This is a genomic window from Agromyces sp. NPDC052230, assembly GCF_040679595.1.
Lineage (GTDB): Bacteria > Actinomycetota > Actinomycetes > Actinomycetales > Microbacteriaceae > Agromyces.
This window is the reverse complement of record NZ_JBFAVC010000004.1, coordinates 344,254-363,325: the sequence shown is the minus strand read 5'-3', so window position 1 is coordinate 363,325 and position 19,072 is coordinate 344,254. Positions and strand designations below refer to the sequence as shown.

Here is a 19,072-nt window from a genome sequence, read left to right as displayed (position 1 = left end):
CGTTCAGCGCTCGAGGAGCGCGCCGACCACCGACGGCACCGCGGCGGCGATGTCGAGCGCCGTCACGGGACCCCCGCTCGCCGCCGCACTGGCGGTGCGGGCCGCCTCGCCCTGCACCCACGCCGCCGTCGCCGCGAGCGCCGTGAGCGCTTCGGCGTTCGTCGCGAGTTCGCGATGATGCGTGGCGGCCAGCGCGCCGAGGATGCCGCCGAGCACGTCGCCGGATCCGGCGGTGGCGAGCCAGTGGGTTGGCGCCGCCACCGTGTAGCGGTCACCGTGGGGGTCGCACACATGCGTCACGGCGCCCTTGAGGAGCACGGCCACGCCGAATTCCTTCGCGGCCCGCTCCGCCCAGCCGCGGGGATCGGCGCGGACCTCCTCGACGGTCGCCGGGATCTCGCGCGCGGTGAGCAACTTCGCAAGCTCGCGGGCGTGCGGAGTGATGACCGTGGGGGCGGTGTGGGTGCCGATGAGGTCGAGGGCGCCCGCATCGAGCACGACGGGAACCCGATCGGTCAGCGCGTGTTCGAGGTCGCCGATGAGCACGAACGAGCGGCGACCCTGGTCGATACCCGATCCGATGAGCCACGCCTGCACCCGCCCGGCGACGGTCACGGTCTCGGGGCGCTTCGCGAGCACCGCCTGCCGCAGCGCGCGCGGGCCCACGTAGCGCACCATGCCCACGCCGGCTCGATGCGCGGCCTCGACGCCGAGCACCGCCGCCCCGGGATAGTCGGGCGAGCCCGTGACGACGCCGAGCACGCCCCGCGTGTACTTGTCGTCCTCCGCCGTCGGTGCCGCGATCCATCTCGCCGCGTCATCCGCGGTCCACTCCTGCCAGGCCGTCATGCTCCAACGATAGTTTGGGTGGATGCCCCGCAATGTTCCCGCACCGATCAGCCTCTCGCCGCGTGTGGTCGTCTTCGACTACGGGGAGGTGATCTCACGCGAGCCGACCGACGCCGATCGGTCCGCGCTCGCGGCGCGAGCCGGCGTGCCGGGCGAGGTGCTCTGGCCGGCGTACTGGGCGCATCGTGAGGGTCTCGACCAGGGCACGGTGTCGATCGCGGAGTACTGGGAACTCGTCGCGCGCGAGGTCGGCGTGCGCTGGAGCCCGATCGACGTGCATGAGCTCTGGGCGATCGATCACCGCAGCTGGCTGAGCGTGGATCCGGGCACGCTCGGGGTGCTGCATGCGCTGGCCGCGGGCGGTACGCGCATCGCGCTGCTCTCGAACGCCGGCGCGGACTTCACCGGCTGGCTGCGGTTCGGCTCGTTCGCCCCGCTGTTCGAGCGGGTGTTCGTGAGCGGCGAGCTCGGACTCGTGAAGCCGCACGCCGAGATCTACGAGCACGTGATCGACGAACTCGGCATCACGCCCGCCGAGTTCGTCTTCATCGACAACAAGTCCGAGAACGTCACCGGTGCCGAGGCGGTGGGTGGTTCGGGGCATGTGTTCACGGGTGCCGCGACGCTCGAGTCGTGGCTCCGGAGCCTTGCCGCCTGAGTGCGAGTCAGGCCATGCCCCCCGCGGAGGCGCGAAGCTTGGCCACCATCTCCCGCATCTGCGGTGAGACCTCGGCGATGGCGATGATGTTGCCCTCGCTGTCGCTGAACCAGGCGCCGCGTTCCTCGCCCAGCTCGGCGACGCCGTCCTCCGTCTTCAGGCCCGGCAGGTCGTAGTCGTGGAACATGACCCCGTGGGTTCGCAACGCGGTCATGTCGCGGTCGAGGTCGTCGGTCACGAGATTGAACGCCGTGTTCTGCGCGGTTCCGGCGAAGTCGGTCCGGTAGACCATCAGCATGGTTCCGCCGATGTCGTAGAACAGCGCTTCGCCCTCCGTATCCTCGTACGCCGGCTCACGACCGAATACTTCGTGCCACCAATTGCGCGCACGGCCGATGTCCGATGCGGGGAGGACGGCCGTGGCCATGAGCTTCTCGAACATGATGATTCCTCGAATCCTCGGGTCGGCGCGAGTCTACGCCGACCCGAGGGAGGCCGCACCGGGTTCTCGCCGACCGGTCACCCGCGGCGGGTGGCGTCCTGCACCTCGCCGACGAGCTCCTCGATGATGTCCTCGAGGAAGATCACGCCGGTCGTCGTGCCCTCCTCGTCGAACGCCCTGGCGACGTGGGTGCCGAGTCGACGCATGGTCGCCAGGGCATCCTCGAGGTCGGTGCCGTCGTAGATCGACACGAGCCGGCGAACGCGCTTCGAGGGAATCGGGTCGTCGAACTCGTCGTCGTCGAGGTCGATCACGTCCTTGAGGTGCACGTAGCCGTCGGGCTCGCCGTCGTCGCCGCGGATGACGTACCGCGAGAAGCCGCGCCGCGCGACGGCGCGCTCGACGTCGCCGGGGGTCGCGGTCGGCGGCAGGCTGACGAGGCCCGACATCTGGACCGCGACATCCTTCACCTGCTTGGTCGTGAACTCGAATGCCGCCGTGAGCGTGCCGCTCGCGTCGTCGAGCACGCCCTCGCGGCGTGACTGGTCGACGATCGTCTGCACCTCCTCGAGCGTGAACGTCGAGGTCGCCTCGCTCTTCGGCTCGACGCCGAACAGCCGCAGCACGCCGTTCGCCACCGCATTGAGCGCGACGATGATCGGGCGCGAGAGGCGCGCGATGAACACCAGCGGCGGCGCGAGGATCAGCACAGCGCGATCGGGCACCGAGAAGGAGAGGTTCTTCGGAACCATCTCGCCGAACACCACGTGCAGGTACGAGACGAGCAGCAGCGCGATGAGGAACGCGAGCGTCGAGACGACACCCTCCGACCAGCCGGTGAGCTTCAGGGGCACCTCGAGCAGGTGGTGGATGGCGGGTTCCGAGACGTTCAGGATGAGCAGCGAGCAGATGGTGATGCCGAGCTGGCTCATGGCGAGCATGAGCGTCGCGTGTTCCATGGCCCAGAGCGCCGTCTTCGCCCGGCGACTGCCCGCCTCGGCGAGCGGCTCGATCTGCGAGCGCCGCGCGGAGATCACCGCGAACTCGGCGCCGACGAAGAACGCGTTCGCGATGAGCAGCAGGAACAGCCACATGATGCCGAGCCAGTCGCTCATCGCGTCTCCTCCTCGACCGTGGGCTGGGTGGGCGTGGGTTTCGGAACGAACCGCACGCGATCGATGCGGCGCCCGTCGAGACGCACCACCTCAAGGCTCCCCTCGTCGATCGGCACCTCGTCGCCGACCACCGGGAGCCGGCCGAGCTCGGCCATCACGAAGCCGCCGACGGTCTCGTAGTCGCCGTTCTCGGGCACGCGGATGCCGGTGCGATCGACGAGTTCGTCGGGCCTGAGGATGCCGGGGAAGCTCACGGTGTCTCCGCGGCGCACGATGCCGGCCCGGGTTCGGTCGTGCTCGTCGGCCACTTCGCCGACGAGTTCCTCGACCAGGTCTTCAAGGGTCGCCACACCCGCCGTTCCACCGTATTCGTCGACGACGACCGCCATCTGGAAGCCGCGCCCGCGGAGCTCGCCGAGGAGCACCCCGAGCTTCATCGTCTCGGGCACGCGCAGCGCCTCCGACTGCAGGGCGGTGGCCGGGACATCCGCTCGCCGCTCGCGGGGCACTGCGACGGCCTGCTTCACGTGCACGAGGCCGACCACGTCGTCGAGGTTCTCGTCGTATACGGGGAATCGCGAGTAGCCCGTCTGCCTGGCGAGTTCGAGGACGGCCTCGGCCGATTCCTGGCGCTGGACCGCCGCAATCGCGGGGCGCGGGGTCATGACGTCGGATGCGTCGTGGTCGGCGAAGCGCAGGGTGCGGCCGAGGAGGGTCGCGGTGTCCTGCTCGAGGAGGCCGGCACTCGCGGAGCGGCGCACGAGCGACGAGAGCTCCTCGGCCGACCTCGCGCCCGACAGCTCCTCCTTCGGCTCGATGCCGACCGCGCGGAGTATCCCGTTCGCGCTGTTGTTCAGCACGGAGATCGCCGGGCGGAACACCCACGTGAACGCCGACTGGAACGGCATCACGAGCTTCGCCGTGGCGATCGGGAGCGCGAGCGCGAAGTTCTTCGGCACGAGCTCGCCGAGCACCATCGACAACAGCGTCGCGACGATGATGGCCGTGGTCGCGCCGACCGGCCGCAGTGCGGCCTCGGGCAGCCCGATCGCGGTGAGCGGCCCCTCGAGGAGGGAGCTGATCGCCGGCTCCATCGTGTACCCGGTGAGGAGCGTGGTGAGCGTGATGCCGAGCTGGGCGCTCGACAGGTGCGTCGACGTGATCTTCAGCGCGGCGATGGTGAGGGCGAGCCGGGTCTCACCGCGCGCCCGCCGTGCCTCGAGATCGGCGCGATCGAGGTTGACGAGCGCGAACTCGCTCGCAACGAACAAGCCCGTGCCGATCGTGAGGAGGAGTCCGATGCCGAGGAGAACCCACTCAGACATCCCGACCTCCCCGAGCGGTCACGGGCGAGGGTCTATGTTCGGGCGTATTCGCAGAGGGAGGATCGTCCATGGTCCGCCCAGTATATCGGCGGCAGCGCGGCCGATCCTGAGCCGTAACGCGGCCGTCACACGGAACCCGGATGCCGCTGCAGCGCCCCCGGCTCGTGTCGGATCCGGGATGGACAGCCCTACCAGCTGATCGGCAGCGCCTTGCCCTCCTCATAGCCCGCGGCCGACTGCACGCCGACCAGGGCCCGCTCGCGGAACTCCTCGATCGACCGCGCACCCGCGTACGTGAACGCGCTTCGCACGCCCGAGGTGATCATGTCGATGAGGTCCTCGAGCGAGGGGCGCAGCGGATCCAGATAGATCGACGACGAGGAGATCCCCTCGGCGAACAACTCCTTGCGTGCCAGCTCGTAGGGCGAGAGCCGGTCGAACCGCTCGCGCACGGCCTTCGTCGACGCCATGCCCCAGCTCTCCTTGAACAGGCGGCCGGATGCATCGCGCCGCAGGGCTCCGGGCGCCTCGATCGTACCCGCGAACCAGGAGCCGATCATGACGGATGCCGCGCCCGCGGCGAGCGCGAGCGCCACATCGCGCGGGTACCGCACGCCGCCATCCGCCCACACGGTGGCGCCGAGCTCGCGCGCCGCCTCGGCGGTCTCGAGCACGGCGGAGAACTGGGGACGCCCGACCGCCGTCATCATCCGCGTGGTGCACATCGCACCGGGCCCGACGCCCACCTTGAGCACGTCGGCGCCCGCCTCGACGAGGTCGGCGACCGCGTGCGCGGTCACGATGTTGCCGGCGACGATCGGCACGCCGAGCCCGAGGTCGCGAACGATGCCGACCGCGCGGATCATGCCCTCCTGATGGCCGTGGGCCGTGTCGATGACGAGCATGTCCACGCCCGCGGCGACGAGCGCACGCGCCTTCGCGGCGACATCCCCGTTGATGCCGACGGCCGCGGCCACCCGCAACCGGCCGTGCGCGTCGACGTTGGGCTGGTACAGCGTGCCGCGCAGCGCGCTTCGCCGGCTCAGGGTGCCGACCACGCGGCCGTGCTCCATGACGGGCGCGAAGTCGAGTCCGGCCTCCACCATGAGGTCGAACGCCCCGCGCGGTGTGGCCACGTCGTCGGCGTCGAGCGACGCGAGGTCGCCATGCACGAGATCGCCGAGCCGCGCGTCGGGCAGCGCCGTCGCCAGCCGTTCGGCGACGATGCATCCGACGAACTGCCCGCGTGCGTCGTGCAGCACGACCCCGTGCCCGGGCACCGGCGGGAGCACCTCGAGCGCGTCGGCGACCGTGTCGGCGGGGTCGAAGTCGTGGGGCGTGTCGAACCGCGGCGACTGGGCCTTCACCCACCGGATCGCGGCGTCGAGATCTTGCAGGTGCAGGTCCTGTGGCAGCACGCCGAGACCGCCGCGCCTTGCCAGCGTCGCCGCGAGCCTCGGGCCCGTGATGGAGTTCATGTTCGCCGAGACGAGGGGAACGGATGCACCGGAGCCGTCGTCGGGGGCGAGCGAGACGTCGAGTCGGCTCGTGACGCCCGAGCGGCTCGGCACCAGGAACACGTCGGAGTACGTGAGGTCGTGTCGCGGCGTAGTCCGGTAGAACTCCATGGGCTTTACGCTACCCGCCGCAACCGGGGGACCCAGTCTCGCCGAGGGGATTAGGCTTGTGTGGGTGATCCGGCACCGCAGACGCATGCGTGTGCGCGTGACGGTCGCCGAAGGCAATCCAGCATCGATGGAGAGAGTGGGCGAGAGGCTGTGTCGAGCCAACTGACCGGGTCGGGATCCGAAGAGACGACGGCGGGCGAGTACGGAGCCAACGAGTGGCTCGTCGACGAGATGTACGAGAAGTACCTCGCCGACCCGCAATCGGTCGACCGGACCTGGTGGCCGGTCCTCGAGCACTATCGTCAGGTGCGCACCGGCAGCACCCCCGCGCAGCCGGCAGCGCCGCAGCCGACGGATGGCGCTGAGCCGCCCGCTGCCCCCGCCGCAGAACCCGTCGCCCCCACCGCCGCAGCGCCAGCGCCTCCCGCCGCGGAGCCGCCCGCTCCTCCCGCCGCGGAGCCGGCCGCTCCTCCCGCCGCGGAGCCGGCCGCTCCTCCCGCCGCTCCCCCGGCCCAGCCCTCCGCCCAGGCACCCGCCGCCGCCGCAGCGCCGGCCGCGACATCCGCACCGCTGAACTCGCCCTCCCTCGTCATCGGGCAGGCGCCCGAGGCGCGCACCACCTCGGTCGCACCCCGCACCGCACCCGTTCCCGCCGACGTGCCGATCACGAGCCCTCAGCCGGTGCTCGCGGATGCACCCCAGGAGGACGAGGTCGTCCCCCTCAAGGGCCTGCCGAAGACCCTCGCGGCGAACATGGACCAGAGCCTCACCGTGCCGACCGCGACGAGCGTGCGCACCATCCCGGCGAAACTCATGATCGACAACCGCATCGTCATCAACAACCACCTCCGGCGCTCGCGCGGCGGCAAGGTGTCGTTCACGCACCTGATCGGGTGGGCGCTCATCCAGGCGCTCAAGGAGTTCCCGAGCCAGAACGTGTACTACACCGAGGTCGACGGCAAGCCGAGCGTGGTGAAGCCGGCGCACATCGGCCTCGGCATCGCGATCGACCTCCCGAAGCCCGATGGCAGCCGCGCGTTGCTCGTGCCCGCGATCAAGCGCGCCGAGACGATGACGTTCAACGAGTACCTCGCCGCCTACGAGGACCTCGTGCAGCGCGCCCGCCAGAACAAGCTGAAGGCCGACGATTTCCAGGGCGCGACCGTCTCACTCACCAACCCCGGCGGCATCGGCACCGTGCACTCGGTGCCGCGTCTCATGAGGGGCCAGGGCTGTATCATCGGCGCCGGCGCCCTCGAGTACCCGGCCGAGTTCCAGGGCTCGTCGGAGAAGACGCTCGCGAACCTCGCCATCGGCAAGACGATCACGTTGACGTCGACCTATGACCACCGTGTCATCCAGGGTGCAGGGTCGGGCGAGTTCCTGAAGAAGGTGCACGAGCTCCTCATCGGCCAGCGCGGGTTCTACGAGGACCTCTTCGCCGCGCTTCGCCTGCCCTACGAGCCCATCAGGTGGGCCCCCGACATCTCGGTCGACATCGCGAGCGCCATCGACAAGACGGCCCGCGTGCAGGAGCTCATCAACGCGTTCCGTGTGCGCGGTCACCTCATGGCCGACACCGACCCGCTCGAGTACGTGCAGCGCTCGCACCCCGACCTCGACATCGCGAGCCACGGCCTCACCTTCTGGGACCTCGATCGCGAGTTCGTCACGGGCGGCTTCGGCGACAAGCGCACGGCGCTCCTGCGCGACATCCTCGGGGTCCTTCGCGACTCGTACTGCCGCACGATCGGCATCGAGTACATGCACATCCAGGATCCGGTGCAGCGCCGTTGGATCCAGAACGAGGTCGAGCGCAAGTACGAGAAGCCGACGCACGACGAGCAGATGCGCATCCTCGGCAAGCTCAACGAGGCCGAGGCGTTCGAGACGTTCCTGCAGACCAAGTACGTCGGCCAGAAGCGGTTCAGCCTCGAGGGCGGGGAATCGATGATCGCCCTCCTCGATGAGATCCTGCAGGGTGCCGCGAAGGAGGGCCTCGACGAGGTCGCCATCGGCATGGCGCACCGGGGCCGTCTCAACGTGCTCACGAACATCGGTGGCAAGACGTACGGCCAGGTGTTCCGCGAGTTCGAGGGCACGCAGGACTCGAAGAACTTCTCGGGCTCGGGCGACGTGAAGTACCACCTCGGCACCGAGGGCGTCTTCACCGCCGACGACGGCCACCAGGTCCCCGTGACCCTCGCCGCGAACCCCTCGCACCTCGAGGCGGTCGACGGCGTGCTCGAGGGCATCGTGCGGGCAAAGCAGGACCGCAAGCCCATCGGCACCTTCTCGACGCTGCCCATCCTCATCCACGGCGACGCGGCCATGGCCGGGCAGGGCATCGTGGTCGAGACGATGCAGATGTCCCAGCTGCGTGGGTACCGCACTGGCGGTACTGTGCACCTCGTCGTGAACAACCAGGTGGGCTTCACCACCGTGCCGGGCGACGCCAGGTCGTCGATCTACTCGACGGATGTCGCGAAGACGATCCAGGCGCCGATCTTCCACGTGAACGGCGACGACCCCGAGGCCGTCGTCCGCGTCGCGGAGCTCGCGTTCCGCTACCGGCAGGAGTTCAAGCGCGACGTCGTCGTCGACCTCATCTGCTACCGACGCCGCGGCCACAACGAGGGCGACGACCCCTCGATGACGCAGCCCCTCATGTACAACCTCATCGAGGCCAAGCGCTCGGTGCGCAAGCTCTACACCGAGGCCCTCGTCGGCCGCGGCGACATCACCGAGGAGGAGTACGAGGAGGCGCACCGCGACTTCCAGGACCGCCTCGAGCGCGCATTCGCCGAGACGCACGCCGCGCAGACCGGCGCGATCCCCATCGTGGGGGCGACGCAGTCGAACCACGTGGTGGAGACCCCCACCGGAGAACTCGCCACGACCGGCGTCTCGCTCGAGGTCGTGCACGCCATCGGCGACGCGTTCGACAACAAGCCCGCGGGCTTCACGGTGCACCCCAAGATCCAGCAGCTGCTCACGAAGCGCCTCGACATGAGCCGCAACGGCAAGATCGACTGGGGCTTCGGCGAGCTGCTCGCACTCGGCTCGCTCCTGCTCGAGGGCACTCCCGTGCGGCTCGCCGGCCAGGACGCTCGCCGAGGCACCTTCGTGCAGCGGCACGCGGTACTGCACGATCGCGAGAACGGCCAGGAGTGGCTGCCCCTGCAGAACCTCTCCGACAACCAGGCGCGGTTCTGGATCTACGACTCCCTGCTCAGCGAGTACGCGGCGATGGGCTTCGAGTACGGGTACTCGGTCGAGCGGGCCGATGCGCTCGTGATGTGGGAGGCGCAGTTCGGCGACTTCGCGAACGGCGCGCAGACGATCATCGACGAGTTCATCTCCTCGGCGGAACAGAAGTGGGGGCAACGCTCGAGCGTCGTGCTCCTGCTCCCCCACGGCTACGAGGGACAGGGCCCCGACCACTCGAGCGCCCGCATCGAGCGCTACCTGCAGCTGTGCGCCGAGAACAACATGACCGTCGCACGACCCTCGACGCCGGCGTCGTACTTCCACCTGCTGCGTCGCCAGGCGTACGCACGCCCGCGTCGCCCGCTCATCGTCTTCACCCCGAAGGCCATGCTGCGGCTGCGCGGGGCGACGAGCGAGGTCGACGATTTCACCAGCGGCCGCTTCGAGCCCGTCATCGACGATGCGCGTATCACCGACCGGGCGGCCGTGAAGCGGGCCGTGTACGTGTCGGGCAAGCTCTACTACGACCTGATCGCGGAGCTGGAGAAGAACCCCAACCCCGAGATCGCCGTCGTTCGCGTCGAGCAGCTGTATCCGCTGCCCGCGGTCGAGTTGAAGAACACCGCCGACAGCTACCCGAACGCGGAACTCATGTGGGTGCAGGACGAGCCCGAGAACCAGGGCGCCTGGCCGTACTTCATCATCGAGACGAACAAGCTCGGTCCGCGCCCGGTCACGGTCGTGGCCCGTACGGCGTCGGCGTCGCCCGCCACGGGTTCCGCCAAGCGCCACGCGGCCGAGCAGGCCGAGCTCATCCGGCGCGCGCTCACGCTGTAGCGCATTCACGCACGACACGAAGGGGCCGGATGCCGCGAGGTCGCGGCATCCGGCCCCTTCGTCGTCGTCGGCGGCTGGGTCAGGCGGGTCTGCTCGGCTCCAAGCGAGCCTCGGCAGCCCGCTCCCCCGCTTCGGCTCCCGCCTCGGGCTCGAGGATGGCGGCGGCGCGATCGCGGGACTCGGGCGCAGCCGATCGCCAGAGCTTCGACGGCCACCAGATCGCCCGGCCGATGTCGTACGACAAGGCGGGAACGAGGAGCGACCGCACCAGGAAGGTGTCGAGCAGCACGCCGAACGCCACGATGAACGAGATCTGCGCGAGGAACAGGATGGGCAGCACTCCGAGCGCCGCGAAGGTCGCAGCCAGCACGAGTCCGGCCGAGGTGATCACGCCGCCCGTGACCACGAGGCCACGCAGCACGCCCTCCCGGGTGCCGTGCCGGAGGCTCTCCTCACGAACCCGCGTCATCAGGAAGATGTTGTAGTCGACGCCGAGGGCCACAAGGAACACGAACCCGAAGAGCGGCACGACGGGGTCGGCGCCGGGGAACCCGAAGACGCCGTTGAACACGAGCGCCGACACCCCGAGCGCGGCGGCGAACGAGAGCACGACCGTGCCGATGAGGAGCACCGGGGCGAGGATCGAGCGCAGCAGCAGCATGAGGATCAGGAGGATCACGACCAGCACGAGCGGGATGATGAGGTTCCGGTCGCGGATCGAGGACTCCTTCGTGTCCAGCGCGATCGCCGACGTTCCGCCGACGAGCACCGGGTCCTCCGCGCTCGTGGTCGTCGCGCGCAGGTCGTCGCGCAGCTCCGTGATCACCTGCTCGGCCTCGGCGGAGTCGCTCGCGAACGCGAGCGTGGCATCCAACTGCACACGGCCGTCGACGACGGTGGGATCCCCAGCCGGTGAACCGGGCGGACCGAGGGGCTGGATGCCGTCCTCGGTGACCGGCAGCGAACCGCTCGGCGAGTCCTCGGAGACCACCGCGACCGACTCGACGCCGTCGGCGGCGAGCAGCACGACGGCGACGTCCTGCAGCGAGTCCTCGGGGGCGATGACGACCGCCGGGGTTCCCGAGCCGCCTGGGAAGTGCTCGCCGAGGATGGCCTGGCCGTCGCGAGCTTGCGACTCCCCGAGCACGAACTCGCTCGAGGGCACGCCATCCGCGTCGAGCTGGGTGATCCCGAGCGCCATGACCGCGAGCACGAGCGTGGACACGATCCAGGTCACCCGGGGGCGACGGGCGATGAGGCGAGCGAGCTTCGGCCACACGCCGCGGCGCGCGATCGGAGCCTCGGCGTCCACATCGAGGGTGCCGTACTTCGGCCGCAGCGGCCAGAACGCGGCGCGGCCCGCCCAGAGCATGAGCGCCGGCAGCAGCGTCAGCGCGACGAGCACCGCGAAGACGATGCCGATCGCCGAGACGGGGCCGAGGATCTTGTTGCTCGTGAGCTCGCTCACGAGGAGCATGAGCAGTCCCGCGATGACGGTGCCGCCCGACGCCACGATCGGCTCCCAGGATCCGCGCAGCGCGGCCCACGTGGCATCCCACTTCCGCTCGTAGCGCTGCAGCGCCTCGCGATATCTCGCGATGTACAGCAACGAGTAGTCCGTGGCCGCGCCGATCACGAGGATGAACAGGATGCCCTGCGTCTGCCCGTTCAGCACGAGCACATCGGCGCGCGCGAGTGCCACGACGACCAGCACCGAGGCGGTCAGCGCCGTGAGGCTCGTGCCGAGCACGATGACCGGAAGGAGCGGGGAGCGGTAGACGATCACGAGGATGATGAACACGGCGGCGAACGCGACGAGGAGGAGCAGTCCGTCGATGCCCGCGAACGCGGCCGTGAGGTCGGACGTGAACCCGGCCGGCCCCGTGACCGCGGCCTCGAGCCCGTCACCCGCGGTCTCGGCGATGCGCTCGCGAAGTTCCTCGACGGTGGCGTCGATCTCGGCCGATGCGTCGACCTGCACGAACACCGACGCCGCCTCGCCGTCATCGGAGGGCACCGGCGGCGAGACGCCGTCGGTCGTGACGCCCGCCACGTCCGCGAACGCTGCCGCGTCGTCGGCGATCGCCGCGGTGTCGGCGTCGGTCAGCCCGCCATCACGGGCGTAGACGACGATGGCGGGGATGGCGTCGCCCGAGCGGAACTCCGACTGGAGGTCCTGCACCTTCGTCGACTCGGCGTCGTCGGGCAGGAACTGGGCCTGCTCGTTCTCGACGACGTCGCTGAGGGCGCCGAACGACGCCCCGCCGGCGCCGAATGCGGCGAACCAGACGAGGATCAGGACGGTCGGGATGAGCACCCGGAGCCACGTCGGAACGCGACCCGGGCGAGGGCTGGGGCGAGCGGAGGTATCCATCGATATCGACGGTACGACTCGGGCCGCGGCATCCGCTTCCACCGAAAGTCGGAAAACGTGCGCGGCAGACGTGCCGGCAGAGGGCGTCGACAATGTCGCCGCCGCCGACGACGCCGGATCAGTCGACGAGGATGACGTGCCCCGACTGGATGTCACGGATGCGCGTCAGCACCATCGAGCGCAGCTCCTCGGGCGCGCTCTCCTTGCAGGCCCGCTGCACCACCTCGGTGATGGCGACGCCCACGCGGAGCTCGGCCCGGCAGTCGGGGCAGTTCTCGATGTGCTCGTGGATGTCGGCCGCGTCATCGCGACCCAGTTCGTGATGGAGGTACTCCTCGAGTTCGGCCCTGGCCTTCTCACAGCCGCAGTCGGTCATCTCGTGCTCCTCGGCATGCTCTGCCTCCTGGTGGGTTGACGCGCCGGCTCCGCGGCCGCGAATCCCTGTTCGCGGGCGTAGTCGGCGAGGGACTCGCGAAGCAGCCGCCGGCCACGGTGCAGGCGGCTCATCACGGTCCCGATGGGCGTGTTCATCATGTCGGCGATCTCCTGGTAGGAGAATCCCTCGACGTCGGCGAAGTAGACAGCGAGGCGGAAATCCTCGGGCAGTGCCTGCAGCGCGTCCTTCACGGCGCTGTCGGGCAGGTGGTCGATGGCCTCGGCCTCGGCCGAACGGCTCGAACGCGCGGTCGTCGACTCGGCACCGCCGAGCTGCCAGTCCTCGAGGTCGTCGATCGTGCCCTGGTAGGGCTCCCGCTGCTTCTTGCGGTAGGTGTTGATGAAGGTGTTCGTGAGGATGCGGTACAGCCACGCCTTGAGATTGGTACCCTGCGTGAAGCCCGCGAAGGCCGCGAACGCCTTCACGAAGGTCTCCTGCACGAGATCCTGCGCGTCCGACGGGTTCTTCGTCATCCGCAACGCCGCGGCGTACAGCTGGTCGATGAACGGCAGCGCCTGTTCCTCGAAGAGCTCGCCGAGCGGGCGCCCTTCGTTCACGGGGGCCGCATCGTCGCGCGTGGGGTCGATCTCGTCGGCAGTCATCACCGGCCATCCTAGATCGTCGACCGGAGTGACCACCGGACGCTCGAGCACCGCAACCGTCACGCGTACCATCTCCTTCTGCGCCCCCTGACGCTACTGTTGGTAACCGATGCAGATTTCGAGGTATTCCGCACCCGAGTTCGATCCGTACGGCGAGGCGAGGCAGACCGAGACGGATGTCGGATGGCGGGCGCCCGTCGCAACCGGTCCGCTCGCCTCCGTGGTCGCCGTTCCGGGATCGAAATCGCTCACCAACCGCGAGCTCGTGCTCGCCGCCCTCGCCGACGACCATTCGACACTCCACGCTCCGCTCTGGTCTCGTGACAGCGAGCTCATGGTCGAGGGCCTCCGCGCCCTCGGCACCCGATTCGAGCGGATGCCGGCCACCGGCGGATTCGGCGACGACCTGCGAGTCATCCCGGCCGACGAGCTGCTCGGGTCGACGACCATCGACTGCGGGCTCGCGGGCACCGTCATGCGCTTCCTGCCGCCCGTCGCCGCGCTGGGGCTCGGCCCGACGACCTTCGACGGCGACGAGGGCGCCCGGCGGCGGCCGATGGGCGCCTCCATCCTCGGGCTCAAGGCCCTCGGCGTCGACATCGATGACGACGGTCGAGGTGCGCTGCCGTTCACGGTGCACGGCACGGGCCGGGTGGAGGGCGGCATGCTCGAGTTCGACGCGTCGGCGTCCAGCCAGTTCGTCTCGGGGCTGCTACTCGCCGGCGCCCGCTTCGAGCGCGGCCTCGACCTGCGCCACACCGGCGAGCGACTGCCCAGCCTCCCGCACATCGAGATGACGATCGCGGCGCTGCGTGCCCGCGGCGTCGAGGTCGCGACGCCCGAGCCCGGGCACTGGCACGTCGCGCCCGGCCCGATCCACGCGATCGACGTCACCATCGAGCCCGATCTGTCGAACGCCGCGCCGTTCCTCGTCGCCGCATTGGTCGCCGGCGGCCACGTGACCATCGCGGGATGGCCGGCAGCGACGACCCAGGTCGGCGCGCAACTGGCCGACCTGCTCTCCCGCTTCGGCGCGCAGGTCTCGCTCGACGACGACCGGCTCACCGTCACGGCACCGAAGCGGTCCGCAGACGGCGGTCGTGGCATCCGTGGCGTCGACCTCGACCTGTCGGAGGCCGGGGAGCTCGTGCCCAACCTCGCTGCGCTCGCGACGTTCGCCGACGCGCCGAGCACGTTCACCGGCATCGGACACATCCGCCATCACGAGACCGACCGGCTCGCCGCGCTCGCGACCGAACTCAACGCCCTCGGCGGCCGGGTCACCGAACTCGACGACGGGCTGCGTATCGAACCGGCACCCCTGCATGGCGGCCTGTGGCACGCATATGCCGATCACCGCATGGCCACCACGGGTGCGATCGTCGGGCTCGCGGTGCCCGGGGTCGTCGTCGACGACATCGCCTCGACCGGCAAGACCCTGCCGCAGTTCCCGAAGCTCTGGGAGCAGATGCTGGCATGAGCTGGTGGGACGCCGACGACGACGAGAACGAGGACGAGTTCGACGAGTCCGATGTGCGTGTGCGTCCCAGCCGCAGAGGCAGTCGCCCACGCTCGAAGGTGCGTCCCGACCACGCCGACGCCGTGCCCGGTTGGGTGTTCGGCGTCGACCGCGGACGATACGCGGTGCTCGCCGACGAGGGCGGACCCGACGAGCGCGAGCTCACGGCCGCGCGCGCGAGCGAACTTCGCCGCAAGTCGGTGGTGACGGGCGATCACGTCGACCTCGTCGGCGACACGAGCGGCGAGCCCGGCACGCTCGCCCGGATCGTGCGTGTGCGCGAACGCGAGACGCTGCTCCGCCGGAGCGCCGACGACACCGACGAGGTGGAGCGCATCATCGTCGCGAACGCCGACCAGATGCTCATCGTGGTGGCTGCCGCAGACCCCGAGCCGCGGATCCGCCTCGTCGACCGCTACCTGGTCGCGGCGTTCGACGCCGGCATCCAGCCGCTGCTCGTCATCACCAAGACCGACCTCGCCGACCCCGCGGAGTTCCTCGCGAACTTCGCCGGGCTCGACCTGCCGGTCTTCCGTTCGCGCACCGACCGGATGCCGCTCGATGAGATCGGCGCTGTTCTCATCGGCCATCGAACGGTCTTCGTCGGCCACTCCGGTGTCGGCAAGTCGACGCTCGTGAACGCCCTCGTGCCCGATGCGAATCGCGCGATCGGTCGGGTCAACGTGGTCACCGGGCGCGGGCGGCACACGTCGTCGTCGACCGTGTCGCTGCGTTTGCGCACCGAGGCCGGTACCGGTTGGGTGATCGATACGCCCGGTGTGCGCTCGTTCGGGCTCGGCCACGTCGACCCCGCGAACATCCTCGGGGCCTTCACCGACCTGGCCCTCATCGCCGAGGACTGCCCGCGCGGCTGCACGCATCTTCCCGACGCGCCCGACTGCGCGATGAACGAGGCCGTCGCCGCGGGAACACTCGGCGAGATCGGCACGGCACGCCTCGACTCGCTGCAGCGACTGCTCACGACGTTCGCCTGACGCGTCCCGGCGCCGCGCTCAGCCTGACGCCCGCCCTCGTGCACGGGGTACCCAGCCGACCTGCCTAGCATGGACGGATGACCGATGCTCGACTCGCCCCCGGCGACCTCGCACCCGATTTCACCCTCGACGACCAGGACGGTCGGCCCGTCACCCTCTCGTCCCTCCGCGGCAGCCGCGTGGTGCTGTACTTCTATCCCGAGGCCATGACGCCGGGCTGCACGACGGAGGCGTGCGACTTCCGCGACAGCCTCAACTCCTTCGCGAGCGCGGGCGTGCGCGTCGTCGGGATCTCGAAGGACGACGTCGCGAAGCTCAAGCGGTTCGCCGAGCGCGACCGCCTGAACTTCACGCTCCTGTCCGACGAGGACCTCGCGGTGCAGCAGGCGTACGGCGTGTGGGGCGAGAAGTCGCTGTACGGCAAGATCGTCGTGGGCGCCATCCGCTCGACCTTCGTCATCGGCGAGGACGGCCGCATCGAGAAGGCCTGGTACAACGTCAAGGCCACGGGTCACGTCGCACGGGTGCGCCGCGAACTCGGCCTCGACGCTGCGGCCTGACCGGCTCCGCCGGGCGCGTCAGGCGCGTCAGGCTCCGTCTGGGGCGGATGCCTCGTCCTCGGGCCGCGTGTAGGCGAGCCGCACGGGCGTCCACAGGAGAAGCCCGATCACGGTGATCGCCGGCACGAGCAGCAGCCAGCCCAGGTCGGGACGCGCGAAGAGGCCCTGGAAGGCGCCGACCGCCACCGACACCTGCAGCACCTGCCACACGATCGCTGCGGCGCGCGACCAGGGCACACGACGCAGCGACGCGACGGCCGTCAGGCTCACCCACAGTGCGCCGATGGCCACGAGCACGAGCAGCGCGATGGCCGTGGCGTACGACGACGGCCGCAGCGCGATCAGGTCGGCCACCAGCCAGGCGACGAGGGCGATCAGGGCCGCCGCCTCGAGCACCAGCACGACGCTGATGATCACGAGTGCGGCCCTCACACCGGCGGAATCGGATGCCGCCGGAGGCATGGATTGCTCGTCGGACGCACGGCGATTCACAGGGTAATCCCATTCACGACTATTGATTCGAACTCTCCGCTATGCGACCATTTATGAGGCCGAGTTGATGCTCACAGGGACGTGAGCCGATCAGTCATGATCCTACTTCCCGAGATTCGGCTTTCCCCCTGCAGCACATGCCGGATACCGGCTGCGCAATCGTGCGCGTCTGCGAACGAAGTACACCGCGAGGAGCATCTCCATGGATTGGCGCGACAAAGCCGCCTGCCTGACCGCTGACCCCGAACTGTTCTTCCCGGTCGGCAACACTGGTCCCGCCGTCGACCAGATCGAGAAGGCGAAGGCTGTCTGCGCCCGATGCACCGTCACCGAGATCTGCCTCCAATACGCCCTCGAGAGCGGTCAGGACTCGGGCGTGTGGGGCGGCCTCAGCGAAGACGAGCGCCGCGCACTGAAGCGTCGCGCCGCCCGCGCTCGCAGGGCCAGCTGAACGCCCGGTACAACCGTCGCCGTGTGAACGGCGAACGCCGTCCCCACGACCCCGGCTCGCGGCATCCGCTCATCGCTCAGCGGGCGTGATCCAGCGCAACGGCACGTCGATCGTCACCTCGGTGCCGCGACCGACGATGGTGTGCCAGTCGATCGTGCCACCGAGCTCGCCCTGGATGAGGGTGCGCACGATCTGAGTGCCGAGTCCCTCGCCGACCTTGCCCTCGGGCAGACCCGACCCGCTGTCGCGCACCTGCACCGTGAGTGCCGTCTGCGAACGGTCCGCGATGATCTCCACGTCACCCTCCTGACCAGCGAGCCCGTGCTCGACGGCGTTCGTCACGAGTTCGGTGAGCGCGAGCGCGAGCGGCGTCGCATACGCGCTCGGCAGGACGCCGAACGAGCCCGATCGGGTGGGATGCGCCGTGGTGTTGTGGGCCGACGCGACCTCGGCCACGAGCAGCAGCGCCCGGTCGAAGACCTCGTCGAAGTCGACGTTCTGCGTGAGTCCCTCCGAGAGCGTGTCGTGCACCACCGCGATGGCGCCGACACGGCGCATGGCCTGGGTGAGTGCCTCACGGGCTTCGTCGGAGTGGGTGCGCCGGGCCTGGATGCGCAGCAGCGACGCGACCGTTTGCAGGTTGTTCTTCACGCGGTGGTGGATCTCGCGGATCGTCGCGTCCTTGGTGATGAGCTCCTGCTCCTGGTGCCGCAGCTCGGTCACGTCGCGGCTCAGCACGATGGCGCCGATCCGCTCGCCGCGGTGGCGGATCGGGATGGCGCGGAGCGACACGGTCACCCCGCGCGACTCGACGTCGGTGCGCCATGGTGCGCGTCCGGTGACCACGAGTGGCAGGGTCTCGTCGACGACGAGCTTGCCGCTCAGGAGCCTCGTGCTGACCTCGGCGAGGGACTCCCCCTCGAGCTCGTCATCGAAGCCCATGCGGTTGAAGGCGGAGAGGGCGTTCGGGCTGGCGAAGGTCGTCAAGCCGTCGACATCGAGGCGGATGAGGCCGTCGGAGGCTCGGGGTGCACCGCGTCGCGGTCCGCTCGGGGCGCCGAGGTCGGGAAAGTCCCCCGACGCGATCATCTGGAAGAGCTCCTCGGCGCACTCGTTGAACGTGAGCTCCTGCCGGCTCGGCGTGCGGGTGGCGCCGAGGTTCGTGTGGCGCGTGATCACGGCGACGGGCTCGGGCGCGAGCGCGGTGCCGGTCGCCGACAACCGGCGCATGACGGGCACGGCGCGGACCCGGGTGGGCATCTCCTCGTACCAGTCGGGCGCGGAGGAGTCGGCGATCGCACTCGTCTCGAAGGCGCGCGTGACGAGCTCGTGCCATTGCGGCTTGATCGCCTGGCCCACGAAATCCCGGTAGAACAGGGTCGCTGCGCTCGAGGGGCGGGCATGGGCGACCGCGACGAAGTCGTCGTTCCCCGAGGGAACCCAGAGCACGATGTCGGCGAAAGCGAGGTCGGCGAGCAATTGCAGGTCGCCGACGAGCATGTGCAGCCAGTCGACGTCGGCCTGACTGCTGCGGCCCTGGGCGAGGACGAGATCACTGAGGGTCGACACAGGTCCAGCG

16 protein-coding genes are annotated in these 19,072 nt (G+C 69.8%); 6 read left to right on the top strand and 10 right to left on the bottom strand.

Translation table 11 applies throughout. The features are described from left to right. Positions 1–3 precede the first annotated feature (3 nt). Entirely contained in the window at positions 4–849 is an 846-nt protein-coding gene (locus AB0K73_RS11650; RefSeq protein ID WP_360512374.1) for an ADP/ATP-dependent (S)-NAD(P)H-hydrate dehydratase, read from the bottom strand. A 22-nt stretch (positions 850–871) separates the two neighbouring features. Between AB0K73_RS11650 and AB0K73_RS11645 the strand changes: the two genes are divergently transcribed. Next, the gene (locus tag AB0K73_RS11645) at positions 872–1,507 is read left to right on the top strand and encodes an HAD family phosphatase (RefSeq protein WP_360512376.1); all 636 of its coding nucleotides are present in this window, start codon (positions 872–874) and stop codon (positions 1,505–1,507) included. Between the two features lie 7 nt (positions 1,508–1,514). On the opposite strand, the gene AB0K73_RS11640 is transcribed toward AB0K73_RS11645, so the two are convergent. From AB0K73_RS11640 to AB0K73_RS11625, 4 genes are all read right to left on the bottom strand, one after another. Next, entirely contained in the window at positions 1,515–1,949 is a 435-nt protein-coding gene (locus AB0K73_RS11640; RefSeq protein ID WP_360512378.1) for a VOC family protein, read from the bottom strand. A 77-nt stretch (positions 1,950–2,026) separates the two neighbouring features. Then, positions 2,027–3,064, bottom strand: a complete 1,038-nt coding sequence (locus tag AB0K73_RS11635; RefSeq protein ID WP_360512380.1) for a hemolysin family protein — start codon at positions 3,062–3,064, stop codon at positions 2,027–2,029. Next, positions 3,061–4,389, bottom strand: coding sequence for a hemolysin family protein (locus AB0K73_RS11630; RefSeq protein WP_360512382.1), 1,329 nt, complete (start codon positions 4,387–4,389; stop codon positions 3,061–3,063). Before AB0K73_RS11630 ends, AB0K73_RS11635 begins: the two co-directional genes overlap by 4 nt. 188 nt (positions 4,390–4,577) lie before the next feature. Further along, complete coding sequence (locus tag AB0K73_RS11625) at positions 4,578–6,017, bottom strand: GuaB1 family IMP dehydrogenase-related protein (protein WP_360512384.1); 1,440 nt, start codon at positions 6,015–6,017, stop codon at positions 4,578–4,580. Positions 6,018–6,167: 150 nt separating this feature from the next. Here AB0K73_RS11625 and AB0K73_RS11620 point away from each other — a divergent pair, with 150 nt between their 5' ends. Then, entirely contained in the window at positions 6,168–10,064 is a 3,897-nt protein-coding gene (locus AB0K73_RS11620) for a multifunctional oxoglutarate decarboxylase/oxoglutarate dehydrogenase thiamine pyrophosphate-binding subunit/dihydrolipoyllysine-residue succinyltransferase subunit (RefSeq protein ID WP_360512386.1), read from the top strand. A gap of 79 nt (positions 10,065–10,143) precedes the next feature. Here AB0K73_RS11620 and AB0K73_RS11615 read toward each other — a convergent pair whose 3' ends face one another. From AB0K73_RS11615 to AB0K73_RS11605, 3 genes are all read right to left on the bottom strand, one after another. Continuing rightward, a complete protein-coding gene (locus AB0K73_RS11615; RefSeq protein ID WP_360512388.1) occupies positions 10,144–12,438 on the bottom strand; it encodes an MMPL family transporter in 2,295 nt (764 codons plus the stop codon). Between the two features lie 118 nt (positions 12,439–12,556). Continuing rightward, positions 12,557–12,814 (bottom strand): zf-HC2 domain-containing protein, encoded by a 258-nt coding sequence (locus AB0K73_RS11610; protein ID WP_360512390.1) that lies wholly within the window; start codon positions 12,812–12,814, stop codon positions 12,557–12,559. Continuing rightward, complete coding sequence (locus AB0K73_RS11605) at positions 12,811–13,476, bottom strand: sigma-70 family RNA polymerase sigma factor (protein ID WP_360512392.1); 666 nt, start codon at positions 13,474–13,476, stop codon at positions 12,811–12,813. Before AB0K73_RS11605 ends, AB0K73_RS11610 begins: the two co-directional genes overlap by 4 nt. Positions 13,477–13,585: 109 nt before the next feature. Between AB0K73_RS11605 and aroA the strand changes: the two genes are divergently transcribed. The 3 genes from aroA to bcp all read left to right on the top strand — a co-directional run bounded on the left by aroA (position 13,586) and on the right by bcp (position 16,550). After that, positions 13,586–14,956, top strand: coding sequence for a 3-phosphoshikimate 1-carboxyvinyltransferase (aroA, locus tag AB0K73_RS11600; RefSeq protein ID WP_360512394.1), 1,371 nt, complete (start codon positions 13,586–13,588; stop codon positions 14,954–14,956). Beyond that, positions 14,953–15,990: a ribosome small subunit-dependent GTPase A gene (gene rsgA / locus AB0K73_RS11595; RefSeq protein WP_360512396.1), complete on the top strand. Its 1,038-nt coding sequence runs from the start codon at positions 14,953–14,955 to the stop codon at positions 15,988–15,990. Before aroA ends, rsgA begins: the two co-directional genes overlap by 4 nt. Positions 15,991–16,067: 77 nt before the next feature. Beyond that, positions 16,068–16,550 (top strand): thioredoxin-dependent thiol peroxidase, encoded by a 483-nt coding sequence (bcp, locus tag AB0K73_RS11590; RefSeq protein WP_360512398.1) that lies wholly within the window; start codon positions 16,068–16,070, stop codon positions 16,548–16,550. Between the two features lie 27 nt (positions 16,551–16,577). Here bcp and AB0K73_RS11585 read toward each other — a convergent pair whose 3' ends face one another. Then, the gene (locus AB0K73_RS11585) at positions 16,578–17,012 is read right to left on the bottom strand and encodes a hypothetical protein (protein WP_360512400.1); all 435 of its coding nucleotides are present in this window, start codon (positions 17,010–17,012) and stop codon (positions 16,578–16,580) included. Positions 17,013–17,244: 232 nt separating this feature from the next. Between AB0K73_RS11585 and AB0K73_RS11580 the strand changes: the two genes are divergently transcribed. Further along, on the top strand, positions 17,245–17,493 hold the full coding sequence (locus tag AB0K73_RS11580) for a WhiB family transcriptional regulator (RefSeq protein ID WP_360512402.1): 249 nt from the start codon (positions 17,245–17,247) through the stop codon (positions 17,491–17,493). A 69-nt stretch (positions 17,494–17,562) separates the two neighbouring features. Here the strand turns inward: AB0K73_RS11580 and AB0K73_RS11575 are convergent, their stop codons facing one another. Then, on the bottom strand, positions 17,563–19,062 hold the full coding sequence (locus tag AB0K73_RS11575) for a histidine kinase N-terminal domain-containing protein (protein WP_360512404.1): 1,500 nt from the start codon (positions 19,060–19,062) through the stop codon (positions 17,563–17,565). Positions 19,063–19,072: the final 10 nt, after the last annotated feature.